The 23551-nt window shown below is 31.7% G+C and carries 15 protein-coding genes and 1 tRNA gene; 6 read left to right on the top strand and 10 right to left on the bottom strand.

The genetic code is table 11. The features are described from left to right. Nucleotide 1 precedes the first annotated feature (1 nt). Nucleotides 2–1375: an MFS transporter gene (locus CW733_RS16125; protein WP_100998506.1), complete on the bottom strand. Its 1374-nt coding sequence runs from the start codon at nucleotides 1373–1375 to the stop codon at nucleotides 2–4. 131 nt (nucleotides 1376–1506) lie between these two features. Next, nucleotides 1507–2547, bottom strand: coding sequence for a LacI family DNA-binding transcriptional regulator (locus CW733_RS16120; RefSeq protein ID WP_100998504.1), 1041 nt, complete (start codon nucleotides 2545–2547; stop codon nucleotides 1507–1509). Nucleotides 2548–2812: 265 nt separating this feature from the next. On the opposite strand from CW733_RS16120, the gene CW733_RS16115 reads away from it, so the two are divergent. The 5 genes from CW733_RS16115 to CW733_RS16095 all read left to right on the top strand — a co-directional run bounded on the left by CW733_RS16115 (nucleotide 2813) and on the right by CW733_RS16095 (nucleotide 12572). Beyond that, nucleotides 2813–5722: a TonB-dependent receptor gene (locus tag CW733_RS16115; RefSeq protein ID WP_100998502.1), complete on the top strand. Its 2910-nt coding sequence runs from the start codon at nucleotides 2813–2815 to the stop codon at nucleotides 5720–5722. 14 nt (nucleotides 5723–5736) lie between these two features. Next, nucleotides 5737–7635 carry a RagB/SusD family nutrient uptake outer membrane protein gene (locus tag CW733_RS16110; RefSeq protein WP_100998500.1) on the top strand — a complete coding sequence of 633 codons (1899 nt, stop codon included), beginning with the start codon at nucleotides 5737–5739 and terminating at the stop codon, nucleotides 7633–7635. An 11-nt stretch (nucleotides 7636–7646) separates the two neighbouring features. Further along, the gene (locus tag CW733_RS16105) at nucleotides 7647–8678 is read left to right on the top strand and encodes a SusE domain-containing protein (protein WP_232730375.1); all 1032 of its coding nucleotides are present in this window, start codon (nucleotides 7647–7649) and stop codon (nucleotides 8676–8678) included. A gap of 106 nt (nucleotides 8679–8784) precedes the next feature. Then, complete coding sequence (locus CW733_RS16100; protein ID WP_100998498.1) at nucleotides 8785–11643, top strand: alpha-amylase family glycosyl hydrolase; 2859 nt, start codon at nucleotides 8785–8787, stop codon at nucleotides 11641–11643. Nucleotides 11644–11654: 11 nt separating this feature from the next. Beyond that, nucleotides 11655–12572, top strand: a complete 918-nt coding sequence (locus CW733_RS16095) for a T9SS type A sorting domain-containing protein (protein WP_100998497.1) — start codon at nucleotides 11655–11657, stop codon at nucleotides 12570–12572. A 325-nt stretch (nucleotides 12573–12897) separates the two neighbouring features. On the opposite strand, the gene CW733_RS16090 is transcribed toward CW733_RS16095, so the two are convergent. The 7 genes from CW733_RS16090 to CW733_RS16060 form a co-directional block, all read right to left on the bottom strand. Then, nucleotides 12898–12970: transfer RNA gene (locus CW733_RS16090), tRNA-Met, on the bottom strand. Between the two features lie 119 nt (nucleotides 12971–13089). After that, nucleotides 13090–13272 (bottom strand): CPXCG motif-containing cysteine-rich protein, encoded by a 183-nt coding sequence (locus tag CW733_RS16085; protein WP_100998495.1) that lies wholly within the window; start codon nucleotides 13270–13272, stop codon nucleotides 13090–13092. A gap of 80 nt (nucleotides 13273–13352) precedes the next feature. Then, a complete protein-coding gene (locus CW733_RS16080) occupies nucleotides 13353–14171 on the bottom strand; it encodes a Two component regulator three Y domain protein (RefSeq protein ID WP_100998494.1) in 819 nt (272 codons plus the stop codon). A gap of 156 nt (nucleotides 14172–14327) precedes the next feature. Further along, entirely contained in the window at nucleotides 14328–15647 is a 1320-nt protein-coding gene (locus tag CW733_RS16075; protein ID WP_100998492.1) for a TolC family protein, read from the bottom strand. Beyond that, entirely contained in the window at nucleotides 15637–18834 is a 3198-nt protein-coding gene (locus tag CW733_RS16070) for an efflux RND transporter permease subunit (protein ID WP_100998491.1), read from the bottom strand. The genes CW733_RS16075 and CW733_RS16070 overlap by 11 nt, the downstream gene beginning before the upstream one ends. Nucleotides 18835–18836: 2 nt before the next feature. Continuing rightward, nucleotides 18837–19970: an efflux RND transporter periplasmic adaptor subunit gene (locus tag CW733_RS16065; protein ID WP_100998490.1), complete on the bottom strand. Its 1134-nt coding sequence runs from the start codon at nucleotides 19968–19970 to the stop codon at nucleotides 18837–18839. Between the two features lie 78 nt (nucleotides 19971–20048). Continuing rightward, a complete protein-coding gene (locus CW733_RS16060) occupies nucleotides 20049–21956 on the bottom strand; it encodes an ABC-F family ATP-binding cassette domain-containing protein (RefSeq protein WP_100998488.1) in 1908 nt (635 codons plus the stop codon). A gap of 86 nt (nucleotides 21957–22042) precedes the next feature. Between CW733_RS16060 and CW733_RS16055 the strand changes: the two genes are divergently transcribed. Next, complete coding sequence (locus CW733_RS16055; RefSeq protein WP_100998486.1) at nucleotides 22043–22435, top strand: DUF983 domain-containing protein; 393 nt, start codon at nucleotides 22043–22045, stop codon at nucleotides 22433–22435. Here the strand turns inward: CW733_RS16055 and CW733_RS16050 are convergent. Next, nucleotides 22432–23478 (bottom strand): FAD-binding oxidoreductase, encoded by a 1047-nt coding sequence (locus CW733_RS16050; RefSeq protein ID WP_100998484.1) that lies wholly within the window; start codon nucleotides 23476–23478, stop codon nucleotides 22432–22434. The two genes, CW733_RS16055 and CW733_RS16050, sit on opposite strands and share 4 nt — an antisense overlap. Nucleotides 23479–23551 lie beyond the last annotated feature (73 nt).

Genomic DNA, 23551 nt, shown 5'->3' with positions numbered 1-23551 from the left:
TTTAAATTTCTTCTGCTTGGTACGTAATTGCGTTTTTGTTGGTAATTAACAAGTTACAAAGCCCTGCAATTATTAAACTAATTCCTGCAACTGTCATGGCATTTATAGCTTCTTTACCTAATAATCCTGAGATAAAATTAATACCTCCAAGTGCTGCAATAATTTGTGGAATTACAATAAACATATTGAAGATTCCCATGAACATTCCCATCTTTTTGGGATCGACAGAACTTGATAACATAGCGTATGGCATGGATAAAATACTACCCCAAGCAAACCCGATTAATGCAAAGCACCATTTTAAGTTTTCGGGAGAGGTATAATTCATTAACACAAAACCTAAACCTCCTAATATAAGCGATGCCATGTGGACATACTTTCTGTTAATTTTTTTTCTAGAGGTATAAAAGACTAATAATAAGGCAAACGCCATAGATGACAAACCGTAAACTCCCATTGCAGATCCTATTGCATTTGAAGACTCTTGAAAAGCTGTATTAATAACATTAAAAGCTTCTGCTTGAGATGGAATATTCATATTATAAGCACTTTCAATTGGAGCAGGTGTTTTAAACACATGCTCTGTTAATGCAGGATTTGCCATACTCCACATGGTGAAAAATGCAAACCAAGAGAAAAACTGGATCAATCCCAGTTTCTTCATTGTTAATGGCATGTTTCCAATATTGCTTAGAATGTCTGGAATGAATTGATTTTTCTTCGCTTTTTCTTTTTTGAAAGCTTCCATATCCTCCGGAGGATATTCTGTAGTTGTAAAAACCGTGTAAAGGATACTTACTAAAAACACAAAAGCTCCTATAGCAAAAGATAATTTTACAGACATTGGTAAGACTCCTGAGTCTGCAGAATTACTTATCCCAAAATAGGATACTATTTCTGGCAAGCTACTGGCAATCCATGTACCAATTCCAATAATTAAAGCTTGCATTACAAACCCGTAAGAGCGTTGAGATTCTGGAAGTTTATCTGCAACTAAGGCACGAAATGGCTCCATTGAAATATTAATAGACGCATCTAAAATCCATAAAAGACCTGCTGCTATCCACAATATTGGTGAATAAGGCATGAAGAATAATGCCAATGAACTTAATACTGCTCCAATTAGAAAAAAGGGCTTTCGTCTCCCCCATTTTACACTCCAAGTGCGATCACTCATATAACCAATTATAGGCTGAACGAGTAAACCTGTCAAGGGTGCAGCAATCCAAAGCATAGGGATTTCATCAGGAGTAGCTCCTAATGTTTGAAATATTCTTGTCATTGAAGTGCCTTGCAAGGCGAAACCAAATTGAATCCCTAAGAAACCGAAACTCATGTTCCAAATTTCCCAAAATCCAAGCATACGCTTTTTCATAAATAGTAAGTTTAAATTATTACTATTTGATAAGCATTTAACTTATCAAAACTTTATTACCTGAGAAGTAAAAATATAAGTTTTGAATGCCGTAAAGATATAAAAGATTTTAAATAGGCAATGTTATTTTTTTATTTTGTTGAATTCCGTTCTATCAATTCGGTCTCTATAACTATAGTTTGGTAGTGTTCTTCGTCTTCTTCAATCTCTAAATTATTAATTAATAATTCAGCAGATTTCTCTCCCATTTCTTGAGCATGCTGACTAACAGTTGTTAGACTTGGAGTTGCATGTTTAGATAAAACACCGTCTGTAAAGCCTATTACCTGTAAATCTTCTGGGATATTTAGTCCACGTTTTCTAGCCGCTTTCATTGCTGTAATTGCATATAACTCGTTTACAGCAAAAACACCATCAATATTTATATTACTTTCAAATAATGTTACAATATCTTTCTCTAAAGTTTCTAGATCATCATCTGAAACAAATGCATCATCGACTTTTAAAATAAGGCTTCCTTTTGGTTTAATATTATTTTCTTCTAAAGCTTCCAAATAACCTTGAGTTCTTAATTTACCTACACTTACATAATCTTTTGTAGTAATTATTGCTATGTTTTTACAGCCTTTTTCCACTAACTTATTTACTGCTTTTTTAGAGCCATTTAAATCATCTACAATAACTTTATCACAATTAATTTCATTTACCACTCTGTCGAACATTACAATTGGCATTCCTTGATTTATAGTTTCTATAAAATGGTGGTAATCTTGTTGCAACAGCGTTTCTTTTGATATTGATAATATAAAACCATCTATACTTCCATTAGCTAACATTTCCATGTTTATAACCTCTTTAGAAAACGACTCATTAGATAAACCTACAATAACATTATACCCTCTTTTATTAGCAACTAATTCTATGCCTCTAATCACTTTGGAAAAAAAATGATGTACAATTTCTGGGATGATAATACCTATTGTTTTAGTTTTTCTGTTTTTTAAACTTAATGCAATATTATTAGGTCTATAATTAAACAATTTAGCAAATGCTTGTACCTTTTCTCTAGTATCTTCACTAATCTCTTTGCTATTTCTTAATGCTTTAGACACAGTAGATATAGATACATCTAATTCTTTTGCAATTTGTTTAAGGGTTACTTTTCGTTTCATTTCGTTAGTTATAGGGTTGTAATAATCTCAAAAATACAAGCTTTTGTTATTCATTTAATAAAATAGACTCATAATATCTCAAAAAGTGCAAAAATTTACAATTTAAATTAGATAATCCTCAGTATTTTAAAAAGTTGTCAACACGAAAACGTTTGCGTTACCTTTAAAAACAAGACTTCTACTAAACTTAACATTTTATTTACATAGATTTATCATCGAGAAGTAAAATATAGGTATGTATTAAAAACTAACTTAATAGTATTATATGAAAACAATTTTTAATAGTTTACTGTTCGCCATTTTGGTATTACCAACATTTTTGCTTGCGCAAAATTCGGTAAGTGGAATAGTTACAGAACAATCCTCATCATCACCTCTACCAGGAGTCAATGTGATTGTAAAAGGCACAAAACAAGGAGCCTCTACAGATTTTGATGGGAAATATCGAATTACTGCTAATAATGGAGACCTTTTAGAGTTCTCTTTTGTAGGTTACGTTACCCAAGAGGTAACATACTCTGATCAAACTAGCATTAATATTGCTTTAATTGAAGATACTGCCCAATTAGACGAGGTGGTTATTATAGGTTATGGTAGTGTTAAAAAAGAAGATTTAACTGGTACTACAGATTTATTAACTAGCGAAGACTTTAACAAAGGCCCAATTGTATCTGCACAAGCACTTATAAGTGGTAAAGTTGCAGGTGTAAATGTAACTTCTGGTAGTGGTGCTCCTGGAGATGGACAAAGTATAAATATACGTGGTGCAGGATCTTTATCTTTAACATCTCAACCCTTATTTGTAGTCGATGGAATTCCATTAGATAATGGAGGTGTTGGAGGATCTAGAAATCCGTTAAACTTTATTAATCCTAATGATATAGAAACGTTTGTAGTTTTAAAAGATGCTTCTTCTACTGCTATTTATGGTTCTAGAGGTGCAAATGGTGTAATTTTAATTACAACCAAAAAAGGAAAAAACAAAGACTTCAAATTTAGTATTAGTTCTCAAACTACTGTTTATAGCCCTGTTGATGAAATTGATGTTTTATCTTCAAACCAATTTAGAACGCTAATAAATGATATTGGCACACCTGCAGAAATAGCTTTATTAGGTAATGCTAATACTAATTGGCAAGACGAAATATACAGAACAGCATTTGGGCAAGACCATAACTTTAGTGCTTTAGGTAGTGTATATGGCGTGCCAATGAGAGCATCAATTGGTTATTCTGAACATGGAGGAATATTAAAGACTGATAATTTACAACGTACTACTGGTTCTTTAAGTTTAACACCTAGTTTATTAGACGACCATTTAAATATTGAATTAAATGCAAGAGCAATGTATACTGAAAATACTTTTGCAGACAGAGGTGCTATTGGTAGTGCTGTAAGTTTTGACCCTACACAATCAATATACGATCCTAGTTCTCAATACTCTGGTTATTTTGCTTGGTTAGACTCAGGAACTGGAAACCAAAACAACCTAGCTCCAAGTAACCCATTAGCTTTATTAGATTTAAAAGATGATACTGCTGAAGTTAGACGATTTGTAGGAAATGTAAAATTAGATTATAAAATTCATGGATTTGAAAACTTAACAGCTACAATTAACGTAGGTTTTGATACTTCAAATAGTCATGGAAGAACAATTACTTCAGAATTTATTCCAACTTCTGACCCAACATTTAATGGAGCAAGAGCTAGTTACATTCAAAATTCTGACAATAAAATTTTTGATGCTTACCTTACTTATAAAAAATCTTTTAAAGATGTCCATAATTTAACAGTTGCAGCAGGTCATGCTTATCAATCTTTTGAATACGACAACTTTAGTTATGATAGTGAAGCAGAAGAAGATGGTAATCAATTTGAATTTATTGATAAATCTAAAAACGTTTTATTATCTTATTTTAGTAGAGCTAACTACGATTACGATGGTAAATACTATTTAACAGCTTCTGTAAGAGCTGATGCTTCTTCAAAATTAAATCCAGACGACCGTTGGGGAATTTTTCCTTCTGTAGCTGCTGCATGGAGTATACATAAAGAAGATTTTATGCAAGAATCATTCTTTAACGAATTAAAATTACGTGTAGGTTATGGTGAAGTAGGAAACATTAATGGCTTAGGAGACTACCAATTTTTAACAAGATACCAAGGGAGTACAGATACAGCAAACTACCAATTTGGTAATAGCTTTTACCAAACTTATAGACCAGAACCTATTAACAAAGACTTACGTTGGGAAATTGGAAGAACTTTTAATATTGGTGTAGATTATGCGTTCCTAAACAGGCGTGTTTCAGGTTCTATAAATGCTTATAAAAAAGAAACAAACGATCTTATTGCTAGCTCATTAGTTGATCCTTTTACAAACTTTGGGAACAGAATTAATGCAAACATTGGTAACATGGAAAATAAAGGTTTAGAATTTAACTTAAACCTAATACCTTTTAAAACAGATAATTTTGAATGGTCTGTTAATTACAATATTGCTTTAAATGATAATGAAATTACTAAATTATCTGTAGATCAACCTCAAGGTGGTATTTCAACAGGTGTTGGTAACAACGTTCAAGTACACAGGGAAGGAGAATCTGCAAACAGTTTTTATGTTTATGAGCAAGTTTATAGCGCATCAGGAGCGCCATTAGAAGGTGTATTTGTAGATAGAAATGGAGATGATATTATAAATGAAGACGATAAGTACATTAATGAAGATCCATTTGGAGATATACTAATGGGATTTAATACTAATGTAAGCTATAAAAATTGGGATTTCTCTTTACAATCTAGAGCTAGCTTAGGTAACTATATGTATAACGACGTTGAAGCTAGTAGAGGCATTTTAGCAAATGCAACTAACAATAGTATTCTATCTAATATTCATTCAGATTATTATAATAGTGGCTTTACTGTAATTAGCGATAGAACAGCATTAAGTGATCACTTTGTGCAAGAAGCGTCTTTCTTTAAAATAGATAATATCACCATTGGTTATACTTTAGATAAAGTAAAAAACACAACGTTTAGATTCTACGGATCTTTACAAAACGTGTTAACAATAACAGATTACGAAGGCTTAGATCCAGAAATAAATTTAGGAATAGATAATAATTTTTATCCAAGACCTAGATCATTTGTCATGGGAGTAAACATTGATTTTTAATTAATAAAAGAAAAATGAAAAAAGAACTTAAACATTTAATGGTAATCATGGCATTGTCTATAGGACTAGTATCTTGTCATGACGATCTAGATCAATCACCAATTGATCCAGATAGTTTTACTGAAGAAGACGTTTTTACAAACGCAACTGAAGCACAAGGTGCTTTAGCAAAATTATATGCAAGTTTAGCATTAACAGGACAACAAGGACCTGCTGGACAAGCAGATATTGCCGATATTGATGAAGGTTTTTCGCAATATTCTAGAATGTTATTTAATTTAAATGAATTAACAACAGATCATGCTGTTGTAGGTTGGGGAGATGCAGGTTTACCAGATTTACACGGTCAATATTGGTCTGGAAGTAACGATTTTACCGAAGCGATGTATTTTAGATTAGCTCAAGAGGTATCTTTCTGCAATTCATTTATAGAAAACGCTAGTGCATTAGCAGATTCAGAAGTGCAATATTTTATTGCCGAAGCTCGTTTTTTAAGAGCATTTGCATACTATAATTTAATAGATTTATATGGTAATGTACCTCTAGTTACATCTGTATCTACAGACTTACCACAGCAAGCTTCAAGAATAGAGTTATTTAATTTTGTTGAGACAGAGTTATTAGAAATCCAAAACAGCTTAAAATCTAGTGGAGCTAATGAATATGGAAGAGTTGACGAAGTTGCAGCTTGGGCTCTATTATCAAAATTATATTTAAATGCTCAAGTTTGGACAGGAACAGCACGTTACACAGATTGTGTTACCTACTCAAACAATGTTATAAACTCTACATATTCTTTAAATACAAATGATGCTAATGGAAACGGAACTGCTTATGATGAATTATTTCTTGCAGATAATGACACCAATGGTGCTCAAAACGAATTTATTTTTGCGTTAAATTTCGACGGTCTTAGATCTCAAACTTATGGTGGTACTACATTTTTAGTACATGCTGCTATTGGTGGATCCATGGATGCAACAGAATTTGGTGTAAATGGTGGCTGGGGAGGTTTAAGAACCACTAAAAGCTTAGTAGAGAAATTTCCAGAATTAAGTCTTAACGATTTAAATATTGCTTTAGGCACACAATCAGATTGGGGAATTGTAGGAGATGGAACACCAAATGGATGGGGAGGACCAGATACAGAAATGTACGAAACAGGAACAAACCAATTTACATTATATACAACACTTACAGATGGCTTTCTAAAATTCAGATTTAATGAAGATTGGGGAAACAATTATGGTGATGACTTAACAGATGGCTCATTAGAAGCTGGTGGAGAAAATATTCCTGTTACTGCTGGAACGTATCAAATTATTTTAAATTTAGATGCACTTACCTACTCTATCATTCCTTTTACTCCTACTAGCGATCAACGTGCAATGTTTTATGCAGATGGTCAGAATTTAGAAATTGAAGATATTTCAGAATTTACTGAAGGGTACGCTGTTACTAAATTTAAAAACATAGACAGTAATGGTAACCAAGGTGTCGATACTGCTGGTGATTTTGTAGACACAGATCTTCCATTAATTCGTTTAGCTGAAATTTACTTAAACTATGCTGAAGCTACTGTTAGAGGTGGTGGCGGTGGTGATTTAAGTTTCGCAACCACTAAAATTAATGAATTAATTGAAAGAGGAACTGGTGGAACTAATGCAAACGTTTCTAGTGGAGATGTTACCTTAGATTTTATCCTTGATGAAAGATCAAAAGAATTGTATTGGGAAGGACAAAGACGTACCGATTTAATACGCTATAATTACTTTACAACAAATTCTTACTTATGGCCTTATAAAGGAAATGATCCTCAAGGAACTTCTGTAGCAGGTTATAGAAACTTATTTCCTTTACCTACAAGTATCATAACAGTTAACCCTAACCTTTCTCAAAATGAAGGGTATTAATAACTATTAAAATGAAAAATATAATATATAAATCAATTCTTTCTTTGTTTATTACAACACTATTTGTGAGTTGTGATGATACTGAAATAACAGAAATAAACAGTAATGGAGTTCCAGAAATAACGCTTTCAGAAAACACGGTAGTTTTAACCGAAGCTAATTCAGGTCTTGATGCACTTACAGTAACCTGGACAGATCCAGATTATGGTTTTAATGCTGCTCCTATTTCTTATAAAGTACTAATAGATACTATAGATGGCGATTTTTCATCTCCACAAAGCGCAACAGCAAACATACCTTTTCAAAAGGTTTTTACTGCTCAACAATTAAACGCACTTTTAATTACACTAGAGTTAGCCCCTAATGAAGAGGCTCAAGTAAAACTTAAAATTGAAGTTGTGTTAAGTAGCGTTAATAGTATTTATTCTGAAGCAGTAGATTTAACAGTAACACCTTATCCTGCACTATCTGATATAAGTACTACTTGGGGAATTGTAGGAGATGCTACTCCAAATGGTTGGGGTGGACTAGATGTTCCTTTTTACAAAACAGATATAGATAATGTTTTTGCTGCTTATGTACATTTAATCGATGGTGAAATTAAGTTTAGAGAAAACAACGATTGGACTGTTAATTATGGAGATACAGGAGTCGATGGTACTTTAGAAGGTGGCGGAGATAATATAGTTGTAACAGCAGGCACTTACTATATTACAATGAATTTAAACAATCTTACCTATACTCTTGAATCTTCTACTGAAGATATTTGGGGATTGGTTGGAGACGCAACTCCTAATGCTTGGGATGGTCCAGATTGGACATTATATCCAGCTGGTAATGATATTTATGTAACCTATGTAGACTTGATCAATGGTCAAATAAAGTTCAGACTAAACAATGATTGGGGAGTAAATTATGGAGACACTGGAGTCGATGGAACTTTAGAAGCAGGTGGAGATAACATAGATATTACTGTGGAAGGTAAATACAAAATTACTATGGATTTGTTTAATCAAACCTATACATTAGAGTTAATACCTTAAACAAATAATTCAACTAAATAAAAAAAGCCTATTTATAATTCACAACTAAATAGGCTTTTTTGTTTAATAAATTCGAAAACTTTTTTCACGCTAAAAAAATATAAAAATGAAGAAAATACTATCTTTAGTCTTATTTCTAAGTGTATTAAACACCTATGCTCAAATATCTTGGCAAGGAGGAACAACACCAGAAGAAACAGACGCTGCTACTTTATTATTCGATAAAACTGGAACTGGTCTAGATTCATATACTGGAACTATTTATGCGCATACAGGAGTTACTATAGATGACGGTACAGACTGGCAAAACGTTATTGGTAGTTGGGGAAATAATACTACACAACCAGCTTTAACTCTAGTATCTGGAAATATATATAAACTAGATTTAACATCAACAATTAGAAACTTTTATAACTATAGCAATACTGGCTCAATAACCGCAATTAATATTGTATTACGTAGTGCAAATGGCAGCCAACAAAGTACAGATTTACAAATAGCAGTAGGCTCGTTTCAAGTAACTATGATAAATCCTAATGCTAATAATAGTACAGTAGTGGTAGACTCTGGTAGCGGAACACAAATACTAGCTCAAAATACAAACGGAAATGCTACTTACCAATTAAATGCAAACGGAATACCTATTAACACGGCAACAACTAATTTCTATAGTTATTTCTTTTCTAATATTACTGAAAACCAAAATTGCGAATTAATAGTAACACAAGGAAGCACATCGGTTACAAAACATTTTAACATATTAGTAAACAATACACAAAGCCAAGCTTTACCTAGTGGTTTAGAAAATGGAATAAACTATACCAGTAATACAACAGCTACTCTTGTTTTAGAAGCGCCAAATAAAGATTTTGTTTATGTAGCAGGAAGTTTTAACAACTGGAATCCAGATGCTACGTATGCCATGAAAAAAGATACCTCATCAGATAAATTTTGGTTAGAACTTACAGGTTTAACACCTAATCAAATTGAAACGTATCAATATTGGGTTGTAGACCAGTCGCCTATAGCAAATTCGCCTACAATGGTTAAAACCGCAGATCCATTTTCAACATTAGTACTATCTCCTTTTGACGATCCTTATATTCCTGCAGCCACTTATCCAAACATGCCAACTTATCCTTCAGAGCAAGAACGTGAAGTAACAGTTTTACAAACAGGACAAACAGATTATCCATGGGTAGTTACAAATTTCAATAAGCAAAAAAAAGAAGATTTAGTAATCTACGAGGTTTTAATTAGAGATTTTGATGCCGATAGAAACTTTCAAGACATAATAGACAAAATAGATTATTTTAAAAACCTTAATATTAACGCTATTCAATTAATGCCAATAATGGAATTTGAAGGCAATGAGAGTTGGGGATATAACACCTCTTTCCATATGGCTTTAGATAAGTTTTATGGTACAGAGGCTAAACTAAAAGAGTTAGTAGATTTATGTCATCAAAATAATATTGCTGTTATTTTAGACGTTGCACTAAACCATGCTTTTGGAAGAAATCCAATGAACAGAATGTGGATGAGTGATACAGATGGTGATGGCTGGGGAGAACCAAGTACAGAAAACCCTTATTTCAATACAACTGCTATGCACAGTTATAGTGTTGGTTCAGATTTTAATCACCAATCGACACTCACACAATATTATGTTGAACGCGTAGTAAAACATTGGGTTGAAGAGTTTAAAATAGACGGATTACGTTGGGATTTAACAAAAGGATTTACTCAAAATGCAGAAGAAAGTGATACAAATACAAATGCTTATCAAGCAGATCGCGTTGCTATACTTAAACAATATGCAGATTACTCATGGAACTTAGACCCAACACATTATGTTATTTTTGAACATTTAGGCTTTGGTGGTAGTGCTACCGAAGAAACCGAATGGGCAAATTACAGACTCAATGAAGGCGTTTCAAAAGGAATTATGCTTTGGGGGAAATTAACAAACCCATATAACCAATTAACAATGGGCTATAATTCAGACAACAGTATTGAAGCAATGGGACATATAAACAGAGGCTATAATGCTCCTAGATTAGTTGGTTATGCCGAAAGTCATGATGAAGAACGCTTAATGTATAAAAACCTTCAGTTTGGTAATGCTACTAATTCTTCTCACAATGTAACAGATTTAAACACTGCTTTATCAAGAATGTCTGCATTAGGTGCTGTAAGTTTAACTATTCCTGGTCCTAAAATGATTTGGCATTTGGGAGAGTTAGGTATGGAAAACTCAATATTTACATGTAATAACGGCACTGTTAATGATCCTAGCGGAACAGATGGAGATTGTAAATTAGATACCAAACCACAACCGCAATGGGTCGATAATTGGGAAATAGATGCTAACAGAAATCAAATTTATAACGATTGGTCAAGATTAAATTACTTAAAAGTAAACGAAGCTGTTTTTGAAGGTAATTATACTATAAACCAAGCAGATAATAGTATCACTCCAAAAATATATATTTGGGATGACGCCCTACCTTCTACTCAACTTAAAAACGTAGTGATTTTAGCTAATTTTGATGTAAACGCACAAGATATAGTTCCTAACTTCCCTTACACTGGTACATGGCACGATTTAATGGATGTAACAGGGAACACAACTATTAACGTTACAAACACTACTAATACAATAAATATTCCTGCTGGAGGATTTAAAATATTTGGAAATCAAGAGTCAACACTTTCTATTAAGAATTTTGAAACTTTTTTAAACGCTACAGTGTATCCAAATCCTGCTTCAAAATTATTTCAGGTAAATACGCCATTGGATAAAGTATTGGTTTACGATACTACTGGAAAACTTGTTAAAACATTTGAAGGGAGTTTTGATTCGAAATATAAATTTGACATCTCAAATTTCTCTCAAGGACTATATCTATTAAGATTAAGCAACCTTAATCAAACAGTTTCTAAACGATTAATTATTAACTAAAATTCTACATTATGAAAAAAAATTATTTTCTATTATTAATAGTTTGTGCATTTGGGTTAAATGCTCAAACAACTGTTAATTATCTACAAAAAAAAGCAAATTACACTATAGTTTCAGATGGTGCCGACATGTTTGATGACGGTACGGAGAACATTGGCATGTGGGCTAATAATAACAATAAACAAGTTGTAGCTTTTAGAAATTTCACCGAAACTGGACTACCAGGAGGAATTCCATCAACAATGGCAATTGGAGATAGCTTTACAATTAAACTTAATGCAACTAGAGCATATGGACAAATAGGTATTGCGCTTTTATCAAGTCCTACTTCTACGGCTACTTGGGCTGATAGGCACAATAATTATGCTGTACAAGTAAATATGAATGGTAATGGAGGTACTTATCCTCCAATAGAAGTTGTTTCTAATGGAGGAGCTATAGATGCAACTTCAATTAATGGGTCTACAACTTATACAGATTTTAACTTTAAGTTCACATTACTAAGTTCAACTACTATGCAAGTCTCCCTTAATGATGGAGTTGAAACATATAGCATACAACTAAATAACCAAAACATTACAGGCTATTCTATATATCTTGCAGATGACTGGAATGGAACTACAAATTCAAATATTTATTGGAAACCAACCACAGCATATGTGTATTCGCAAACGTTAGGAATAAAAACTAACGATTTAATTAAAGGATTAGAAATATCTCCTAATCCTGTACAAACAACTTTTTCTGTAAATAAAGATGTTTCTAAGCTTTCAATTTATGATGTCTCAGGAAAGTTAATAAAAAGTTTTATAGGCGATTATAATAAAGGTAAAGCATTTAATATAGATAACATTTCAAAAGGATTGTATTTAGTTCAAATAGAAAACAAATTAGGTGCAACTTGGACCACTAAACTTATTAAGTTGTAAAATTATTTTCTAAAAACCTTTCTGAAATTTAAAAGCTCTTCTATTTGAAGAGCTTTTTGTTTTGAATTAGTATCTAGTCATAAAATAAAGTAGACCAAAGACTTATTATAAATAAGAAAGAAGTAAAGCTATAAAGGAATATGTAATACTTTAATTCTGAAGCAATTTTAATTCTAAACACAATAGAATTATAAAATTAAATAAATACTACTTATTTAAAATATTAAGAACCTTATTATAGATTAAAATAAAACATCAGTTAATTCTAGCTATGTTATAACTAACGCACAAAAAAAGCCTCACATTTCTGTGAAGCTTTGTTTAGTAGCGGGAACTGGACTCGAACCAGTGACCTTCGGGTTATGAGCCCGACGAGCTACCTACTGCTCTATCCCGCGATTTAAATCCTAAATAATTTTCTTAGCTTTTAACTTTTGGCTCATAATACCAACCAAATTATTTGGGACTGCAAATATACAATGCTTTTTACATATTCCAAGCATTATTTAACAAAAAATTACTGTTCTATATTTAAGGCTTCAAAACCAACTAGTTCCGAATCAAAAAACTTTGGAGAAAGTTGAATTGGGTTACAACAAACCTCACAATCCTCTACATAAGTTTGATCTTTAACACTACTATCAAGTAACATTGATACTGTTTCCCAGCAATAAGGGCATTGAAAAAAGTGCTCGAACATACTATTATATGGTTTTATGTAAAAATAAAAAAGAGCCAACTATTAAGCTGGCTCTTTTTTATAATATTTTAGATTCTATTTTAGTCTCTTTCTACTACATAAGTATTATTAAACGTTACGATAGCGTTTTTTACACTTGCTCTATCTTCTACTACTGTAGCATACTCTATATCCATATTATTATCACTAACCATTAACGTACTTAACTTGGTTAATTGACTAAATTGTAATGGTAAATTTCCTGTTAACTTATTTTCAGAAAGTATTAGTTCTTCTAAATTTTTTAAATCTGTTAACTCTAAAGGTATATGCCCTTCTAACTTGTTATCTATTAAACTTAATTTCTCAAGATTAGATAATAAACCCATTTCTGTTGGTATATTACCTGTTAGAAAATTACTTCCTAATTGTAATTCTTTTAAGTTATTTAAAGTAGCAAGCTCTGTTGGAATAGTTCCTGTAAAGCTATTACTGTATAATGCTAAAACTTCTAAGTTCTTTAGGTCTCCTAAAAACGAAGGAATAGTACCTTCAAACTTATTTAAAAACAATTCTAAAGATATTAGTCCTTTTAAATTAGATATTGAAGATGGTAGATTTCCAGATAGTTTATTAAAACCTAAATTAATTTTTCTTAAAGCTATTAAGTTTCCTATTTGCTGAGGAAGTGTTCCGTTTAAGTTATTGAATTGTAGATTAAGTTCAACAACTCTACTATTTTCTATTGTTACACCATACCATGTAGTAACATCTGCACTCAAATCCCATTTTTTAGTCCATTGCTCTCCATTTGTGGAAGTATGCAATGCAACTAATGCTTCTTTTTCTGTATTAGAAATTCCAGCAAAACTTAACAGTGTTATAAAAAGAAAAACTATAGTAAGTTGTAAATTTTTCATTGTGGTTTAGTTTATTGGGACTAATATGAAGTAAAGCTAAACTAAAACACCATTAATTACAAATTTTTTCGTTGAACGGTATATGTATTTCATCGAAAATATAAAAACATCGCTAAAAAACAACTAAACAATACTAAAACACATGCTCACAGTAAATTAAAAAGAAATATTAAGCAACTCTCCACTTAACTGCAACAAATTTAATTCGGCTAATTTTGCAGAAAACTTAGCTTGATTTTTACTCAACTCAGCATTAAGTAAATTAAGCTGTGCCTGTCTAAACTCTATAGAATTAACTTGTCCTATTTTATATTTCTCTTGCGTACGATTAAAATTATTTTGAGCAGTTACAATGCTGTTTTCTTGAAGGTTATAAATCTCTAATTTGTTTGTGAAATCGTCCCAAACATTATTAAACTCTCGTGTAATACTAATTAAAATATTATCCTTTTGTAGTTGTTGTGTTTCTAAATTAATTTTAGCATTTCTAACTCGAGTAATTGTACTACCACCATCAAAAATATTCCAAGATAAATTTAAACCGGCAGACAGTCCTGTATTTGTAGAAACTGCAACAAAACTTACTGCATTATTATTGTTTTTATTCCAACCATACGTACCAACTAAACCTAGTGTTGGTAGATAAGCAGATCTATTAGATTTAATTGACAACTGGCTAATAGCTATGTTTTTTTCGGTTTGTAATAAAGCTATATTTCTTGTTTTAGCTTTTTCAAATAAACTATCTTTTTTAAATTGTAATGTAAAATCAACTTCTATTTCTACAGTAAAATCATCTTGTAAAACATCTCCTAGAACAACATTTAAATCGCGTTTAGAATTCTTTAATTGTTGTTTCGAATTTATTAGATTTATACTATCGTTTACAATATCTACTTCAGCATTTAAAACACCTAGCTTAGTATTTTGCCCGTATTCGAACTGATACTCGGCTCTCACCAATCGATCCTTAGAAATCTTTAATGTTTCTTCTAAAGCTGAAACGTTTTCTAATGATTGAGAAACATTATAATATACCGAAAATAATTGAATTACCGTATTCTCTATGGTTTCGCGAGCTTGCAATTCTGACAATTGATATTGCTCTTTTAGACTTTTGTAATTATACTGTCTACCAAGACCATCGAAAATGGTGTAATTTAAACTTAGTGAAGCATTATATCTATCGCTTTCGGCTCCGTTTAAAACAGTATTTGGTCTCCCATCTGAAAACTCAGATTCGTTATTATCTAAATTATATGTTGCACCAGCACTACCTGTAAGCGTTGGCAAATAGCCTGAGTTTAGAATACTAGTATTATTCTCTGCTACTTCAACTGCATTATTTGCTATTTTAATATCGTAGTTGTTCTCTAAAGCCAACTTTACAGCTTCTTCTTGAGTAAGTACACTTTGTGCTTTTACTAAAGAAGTAAAAAATAAGATTACTAAAACTAAACTGTATTTAATGTTCATTCTCTTCATTTTGTTCTTTAATAGCGCGTTCTACTTCTTCTTTTGTAACTTCTTTTCCTGTATACAACCATTTCCCTTTTTGCTTAATACTATTACTAAAAGACAAGAATAATGGTAAAACTAATAATGTTAATATGGTTGCATAAGCGATACCAAAGGAAATAGAGATTGCCATTGGTTTTAAAAATTGTGCTTGTCTACTTTTTTCTAAAAGTAAAGGTGCTAAACCTGCTATTGTTGTTAAAGAAGTTAAAAATATAGCTCTAAATCGAGATTTCCCTGCATTTAAAAGCGCTTCATCAAACTTTAAACCTTCTTTTAAATTAGAATTAAATTTACCTATAAGTACCAAACCATCGTTAACCATAATACCAATTAAGGCAATGATTCCTAAAAGGGATAATATATTAACTGAGAAACCAAGCATCCAGTGTCCCCAAGCAACTGCTGTTAGACTAAATGGCACTAATAAAATTAACAAAATTGGTTGACTGTAACTTCTAAAAGTAAAGGCAATTACAATATAAATAAGAAATAAAATAGGCCATCCAGCTTTACCTAAAGAACTCATTAACTTATCTTTTTCTCTATTTTGACCTTCAAAAGATGCAGAAATGGTAGGGTATTTAGATTTCAACTCAACCATTGTTATATTTTTTAAATCGTCTAAAATATCTGCTGTACTAGTATTTGGATCTTTTAAATCTGCCGAAACTTTAATTTCACGCTGTCCTTCCAAGTGATTTATAGCAACATCTCCTCTTTCAATAGTATAAAAAGCGATATCCTTTAGCGTAACACGTTCTCCTGTTGGTGTAACTATTCGCATTTCGTCTAAATCGTTAATAGATCCTCTATTACTTCTATCGTAACGTACCCAAACTCTAATTTCATCTTGTCCTCTTTGAAAACGTTGTGCCTGTGTACCAAAGAAACCAGAACGTACTTGTGCCATTACAGTACTCAAGTTTAAGCCTAGTAAATAAGCGCTTTCTTTAAGTTCTATTCGTATTTCTTTAATTCCTGCTGGATCATTATCCTCAACATCTTTAAGTAAAACATTAGATTCTAAAACTTGCTTTAGCGCTATTTTAGCTGCTTTTAATTCTTCTATATTATTACCTAAAAGTGATACAGAAACAGGGCTTCCACCAAAGTTTCCTCCAGAACCATAAATTAAACGCTCTGTACCAACAACTGGTCCAACTAATTCTCTTAATCTATTGGTTACTAATGACGATTTAATAGCATCTGGTCGTTCTTCACCAGGTAACATATTAATTTGTAATCGTGCACTAGAACTACTATTTATTGTTAAAATAGTGTTTTCGAATAATTGCTTATCTGTTCCTTTTAAATATTTCTCTGTAAACTCTTTATTAACTATAAATGATTTTTCTTCAATCATAGAAATAATAGAATCTGTAATTTTCTCGTTGGTACCATTAGGCATATCCAACTCTATAGAAACTCTATCACTTGCTACAGATGGAAACATTGTAACGCCTATAATACCGCCTCCAATAGCTCCAAAAGTTAAAATTAATAAAGCCACAAAAACACCTAAAGAGAGTAATTTAAAATTTAAAACAAAGGTAATTGCAGGTATATATATTTTATCTCGTAAAAAGTTCATGAAGTTATCTCCAGCCTTATTAATGACTCTCATTTTAGAAAAGAATTGCTTCATTTTTGAAGGATTCTCTTCTACAACAGGCTTTCTTAAAGCTTTAGAATGTGCTAAATGCGCTGGAAGGATAATTAATGCTTCTACTAAAGAAACTACTAAAGTAAGTATAACAATTACTGATACTTCACCAAAAAACTCTCCAATTCTACTATCTAAAAACAGAAATAATGAAAATGCTAAAAGCGTCGTTATAATTGCAGAAACTACTGGAGGAATTACTTCCATTGTGCCATCAATCGCTGCATCTACAGGAGATTTTCCTTTTTCGTAATGCTGATAGATGTTTTCGGCAATAACAATACCATCATCTACTAATATTCCGATAACGATAATCATTCCGAAAAGTGATAAAACGTTTATTGTAACATCAAACTGTCCTGCAAAAATAAACATTCCTAAAAACGAAATAGGTAAACCAAAGGCCACCCAAAACGCTAAACGCATATTTAAGAATAAGGATAAAAATATTAATACCAATAACATTCCTACTATCGCATTCTCGGTTAAAAGATCTGTACGTTGGTTTAGTGTTTTAGATAAATCACGAACCACATCTAATTGTACATTATTATGCTTTTGGTTATAACCTTCTATATACTCTTTTACTTTATCTGCCGAAGTAATTAAATCTTCGGTATTAGTACTTGTTACAGAAACGTTTATTGATAACTTTTGATTGAAGTATGTCGCATTTGGTGTTTCTGAAAAGCGATCACGAATAATAGCAACATCTTTTAAACGTATCACTTTACCATCGGCTGAAGCACGAACGACTATATTAGAAAGTTCATCTCCATAATACGAACGGTTATTGGCTCTAATAAGATACTCTTCAGCGTCTGTTTTTATAGTTCCTCCAGTTGTTAAAATATTAGTTCTACTAACTGCTTGAGAAACCTCATTAAATGTAAGATTAAAAGCAAGTAAACTTGTTTCGTTTACGGCAATTTCAATTTCTTCTGCTGGGTAACCAGAAATTGCTATTTGCGAAATACCATCTATGGCTCTTAAATCGTTTTCTACATCTCTACCAATTTGCTTTAAAGTAGCAAGTGGAATGTTTTCTCCACTTAAAGCAAATGAGATCGTCTCTCTAACCGCTTCTTGTTTTGCAACTACCAAAGGCTCCATTCCTGATGGAAAAGAAGGCACACGATCTACAGCGTTTTTAACTTCAAGTAACATGAAGTCAATATTCTCGTCTTTTTCTATTTCTACAGTAATAGTTCCACTGTTTTCTCTAGATACAGACGTTACACGGTCTATTCCTTTTAACCCTTTTAAATTATCTTCTATTTGAAGTACAATACCTTCTTCTATTTCTTGAGGTGATGCTCCAGGATAAGTAACGCTTACGTTAATTATTTTAGAATCTACTAAAGGGAAAAATGATGATTTTAATGATGTTACACCAAGGTAACCAAAAATACAGAAAGCAATAATAAAGATATTAACTGCTACATGGTACTTAATAAAATAAGCTATAAGTTTTCTCATGTTTACTGTTGGTCTTTAGCTTCTGGTTTGTCTTCAAAAGGCTTAACTAGCATTCCAGCATAAGCTCCAGGAACTGGCTTTTTAAGTATAACGGTTCCATTAGGCACATTTTTTAAAACCACTTTTGTATCCGAAAAATAAACAGGTTTTACATCTATTACATCTAGCAAACTATCTTTAACCACATATACTTGTTGGCTTTCTAGTAATAGATTTCTATCTATTTCTATAGCATCAACTTCTTCTTTTGCATTTAAATTCGCTTCTAAATACATACCTTCTTTTAGGCTTGCGTTTTTAACTTCAATGTATGCGGTAATTGTTTGTGTAGTAGGATCTATACTTCCGTTTATACGAGATACTTTTCCTTTATAGCTTTCGGTTTTATCCAAATTATTTAAAGCAACTTCTTCTCCTACCTTAAGTAGGTTGGCAAAGGTTTTACTAATTGCAACTTCCATTTCATAAACTGAAGGATCTATATACTCTCCAAGTTTTTGTCCACTTCTAATTAAAGTACCTTCGGTTACCAAGGCTTCTGTTAATATTCCAGAAAAAGGAGCTGAGATATAATACTTAGCTAAACGTTGTTCTTGAGTTTTAACATTGTAGTAATTAGACACGATACTTCTACCAGTAATGAAGTAGTTTTCCTTATCGGAAGTCATTTCTGGTAATTTTGGTGTTGTTTTATTTAAATCGAAACTATTAAGATAGTTTTGCCATTTATCAAAGATATCTGGAAAATCTAAACGTAAATCCGGCATAATTGCAGCTATGGAATTGTACAAGTTACTTTTTGAAGATTGTACACTTGCGTAGTATTCTGCTGCGTCAATTTTAATTAACGTTTGTCCTGCTCTATATTCTTGACCAGGTTTAAATAATTTACTTCCAGTTTTAAAAATGCCTTGAACCTCTGCATAAAGCTCTACTCGACGCTTAGCTTCAAGCTTACCATTTGCTGCTATTACTATTGGAATTGTACTATTTTGTACAGTATCTATAAATACTGTTTTTACAACTTTTGCCTGTACTGGCTTTGGTTTATTTTTATCTGCTATTAATTTTTTAGCAAATAGAAAAGAGCCTATTATTAGCAATATGCCAACAATAGATAGTATAATTTTACGCATTGGTCTGGTTTTAAATAGTAAGACCGCAAAATTAGACTATAGTTTAATCTATAAACGTTAAAGAAAACCTAAAAAGCTTTAGTTGTATTTTTCAAGTTTTAAGGTAATATCCTCCCAATTCTCCATTAATTTTTCAAGCTGATCCTTTTTTGCTTGATAGTTTTCGAAAAAATTAGGCTTAGCAACTGTCTCATCGTAGTTAATCGCTAGTTCTAAATCTATCTCTTTAATTTCTTTTTCTAGTTGACCTATTTTAGATTCAGTATTACTCAACTTATTATTAAGTGATTTTTCTTTCTTCTGGTCTTCGTAGGATTGTTTATTCTTTTCTTTTGGTATTTCTTTTACAACCGTTCGCTTTTCTACTTCACGTAAGTTATCTACTTGACGTTTGTCTAGGTAATAATCTATGTCTCCTAAATACTTCTTTAGTTTCTCATCTTTAAATTCGTAAACTGTAGATGTTAAACCTTGAAGAAAATCTCTATCGTGAGAGACTAAAATTAGCGTTCCTTCAAAACGTTGAAGCGCTTCTTTTAAAACATTTTTAGACTTTATATCTAAGTGGTTAGTAGGCTCATCCATTATAAGCACGTTAAATGGCTGCAACATTAATTTAGCTAAAGCTAAACGGTTACGCTCACCACCAGAAAGCACTCTTACATACTTTTCTGCTTCCGATCCACGGAATAAAAATGATCCTAAAATATCACGAACCTTACTTCTATTGGTTTCGTTTGCAGCATCAATCATCGTATCTAAAACAGTTTTGCTACCATCTAAATATTCAGCTTGATTTTGTGCAAAGTATCCTATTTGTACATTATGTCCCAATTTAAGAGATCCATCATGTTGAATATCACCAACTAAAATTTTAGCTAAAGTAGATTTACCTTGACCGTTTTGCCCAACAAAAGCTGTTTTTGCATTACGCTCAATTAGTAAATCGATATTAGATAAGACTTGATTCTCTCCATAGTTTTTAGAAATGGCATTAGTTTCTACTACTATTTTACCAGGCACTATAGAAACAGGAAAATTTAAAGTCATGACACTATTATCATCTTCGTCTACCTCTATTCTATCTATTTTATCAAGCTTTTTAATAAGCGATTGCGCCATAGTTGCTTTAGATGCTTTTGCTCTAAACTTTTCTATAAGCTTTTCGGTCTGCTCAATCTGTTTCTGTTGATTTTTTTGAGATGCTAATTGTTGTGTTCTTAATTCTTCACGTAAAACTAAATATTTAGTGTATGGTTTTGGGTAATCGTAAATACGTCCTAAAGAAATTTCTATAGTTCTATTCGTTACATTATCTAAAAACATTTTATCGTGAGATACAATTGCTACTGCTCCTGCATAATTTCTTAAAAAGCCTTCTAACCAAATAATAGATTCTATATCTAAGTGGTTTGTTGGCTCATCGAGTAACAATACATCGTTATTTTGAAGTAATAATTTAGCTAATTCAATTCGCATTCTCCAACCTCCAGAAAATGTGTCTGTTAATTTTTCAAAATCTTCACGTTTAAAACCTAAACCTTGAAGAATTTTTTCGGTTTCACCTTGATAATTGTAACCTCCAAGAATCTCGTATTGGTGTTGTGCTTCGTTTAAATCAATCATTATTTGATTATAACCTTCGCTTTCGTAATCTGTTCTTTCAGCAAGCTGCGTGTTTATAATCTCCATTTGAGATTCTAATGCTTTAATCTCTACAAACGCTTGGTAAGATTCCTCTAAAACTGTTCTTCCTAAAACAAAATCGATGTCTTGTTTTAAAAACCCTATTTTCAGCTCTTTATCTCCTGCTATTTGACCAGAATCTGGCTCCATCTCTTTAGAAAGGATTTTAAGCATGGTTGACTTTCCTGCTCCATTTTTCCCTATAAGTCCAACTCGGTCTCCATTTCCTAATTTAAAAGTGATGTCTTCAAAAAGGTATTCTCCTTGAAATGAAATAGATAGATTATGAATATTTAGCATTGATTTGTGACTTATGTTACACAGAATTAAACAGTATAGTTTAACTTTGTATTATTATTTAACGACTGCAAAAGTACATAAATTATATGTTTAATAAAGGATCTAAAGTATACGGAATAATTAAAGGTGTTTGCCCAAAATGCCATGAAGAATCTATGTACACAAATAAAAACCCTTATGCTTTAACATCGCTTTTTAGTATGCATGAACGCTGTAGTAATTGTGATACAAAATATAAAATGGAGCCTTCTTTCTTTTATGGATCTATGTATGTTAGTTATGGTGTAGGTATTGCTTTTGCAGTTGCAGCTTTTGTTATTAGTTATTTGTTTTTTAAAAGCTCGCTTAATGTTGCTATTATTGCTATTGTAGCATCACAAGTTGTATTCTATCCTATTATTGTTAGGTTGTCTAGAAACATCTGGATAAATTTATTTATGAATTACGATAAATCTTTAGCAAAAAAACTAAAGAACTAACAATTCTCAAATCTAACTATATCAAGATCTTCGTTCAAAGGAGATTTTTTCTCTATGTGATTATATAGTTGTTCTGCTACAAAAGGCCCAATCATAACACCTCTGGTACCTAAACCATTTAACACATATATATTATTATACTTTGGATGTCTACCAACTAAAGGTCTTCTGTCTTTGACTGTTGGTCTTATTCCTGCTACTTGATCTACTACCTCAAAATCACATGTTATTATCGTTTTTAGCTTGTTTAAAAGGGCTTCTTTTGCTTCAGCTGTAATGTTGTTGGTTTTGTCTGTTCTTTCGTAAGTAGAGCCTATTCTGTATATATCATTGCCTAACGGAATAATAAAAACGCTTGACTTTAAAACGTAATCTAATTGCAATTGAGGCGCTTTAATACTTACTAATTCTCCTTTACTACCTTCTAATGGTAAAGTATTGAAAAATGGATTCTCTTTAACACCATAACCTTCGGCAAAAACTATTTGGTTTGCAGAAATATCTTTATATTCTATTAAATTATCTTGAAATTGAATTTGGCTATAACCGATAGATTCTTCAATTAATAGATTCTTTTTTTTTAAGTCTTTTTTATATTCTAAAATCAACAATTTAGTATCTATTCTTCCAGTTTCTAAAACTTCACCAAATCCAAACTCAGAATTTATAAATGTATTAGAGTTTTTATGAATATCTAAAGACATATAATCTGAAAGTCCTTCGCGATCCGACCTTGCAAACCAATTGTTTTGTTCCTCTAAAGACATGAAACGTTTTCTAACTGGAATTTTATAGTCTAACTTTATATTTAATCTTTTTTCAATTTTAGCATACATTGGTATCGCTAAAGCAAGTTGTTCTTGACTATGCCATACTGGAGTAAATCGTTTTAAAGTAACAGGATTATATAATCCACCTGCAACTGTTGAAGATTGCTGAGAGTTATTATCGAATACTACAAAGGTTTTGTTGTTTGCTAACAATTGCTCACAAAAGGCAATTCCTGCTAATCCGCAACCTACTATAATGTAATCTACTTTCATATAGCTAATATAAAAATTAAAGTGGATTCCTGCCTTCGCAGGAATGACAAAGAAATATTAGAGTAAAGAATTT

It is taken from the genome of Lacinutrix sp. Bg11-31, assembly GCF_002831665.1.
Lineage (GTDB): Bacteria > Bacteroidota > Bacteroidia > Flavobacteriales > Flavobacteriaceae > Lacinutrix.
The sequence above is the reverse complement of the archived record's forward strand: the minus strand, read 5'-3'. Positions and strand labels throughout refer to the sequence as shown.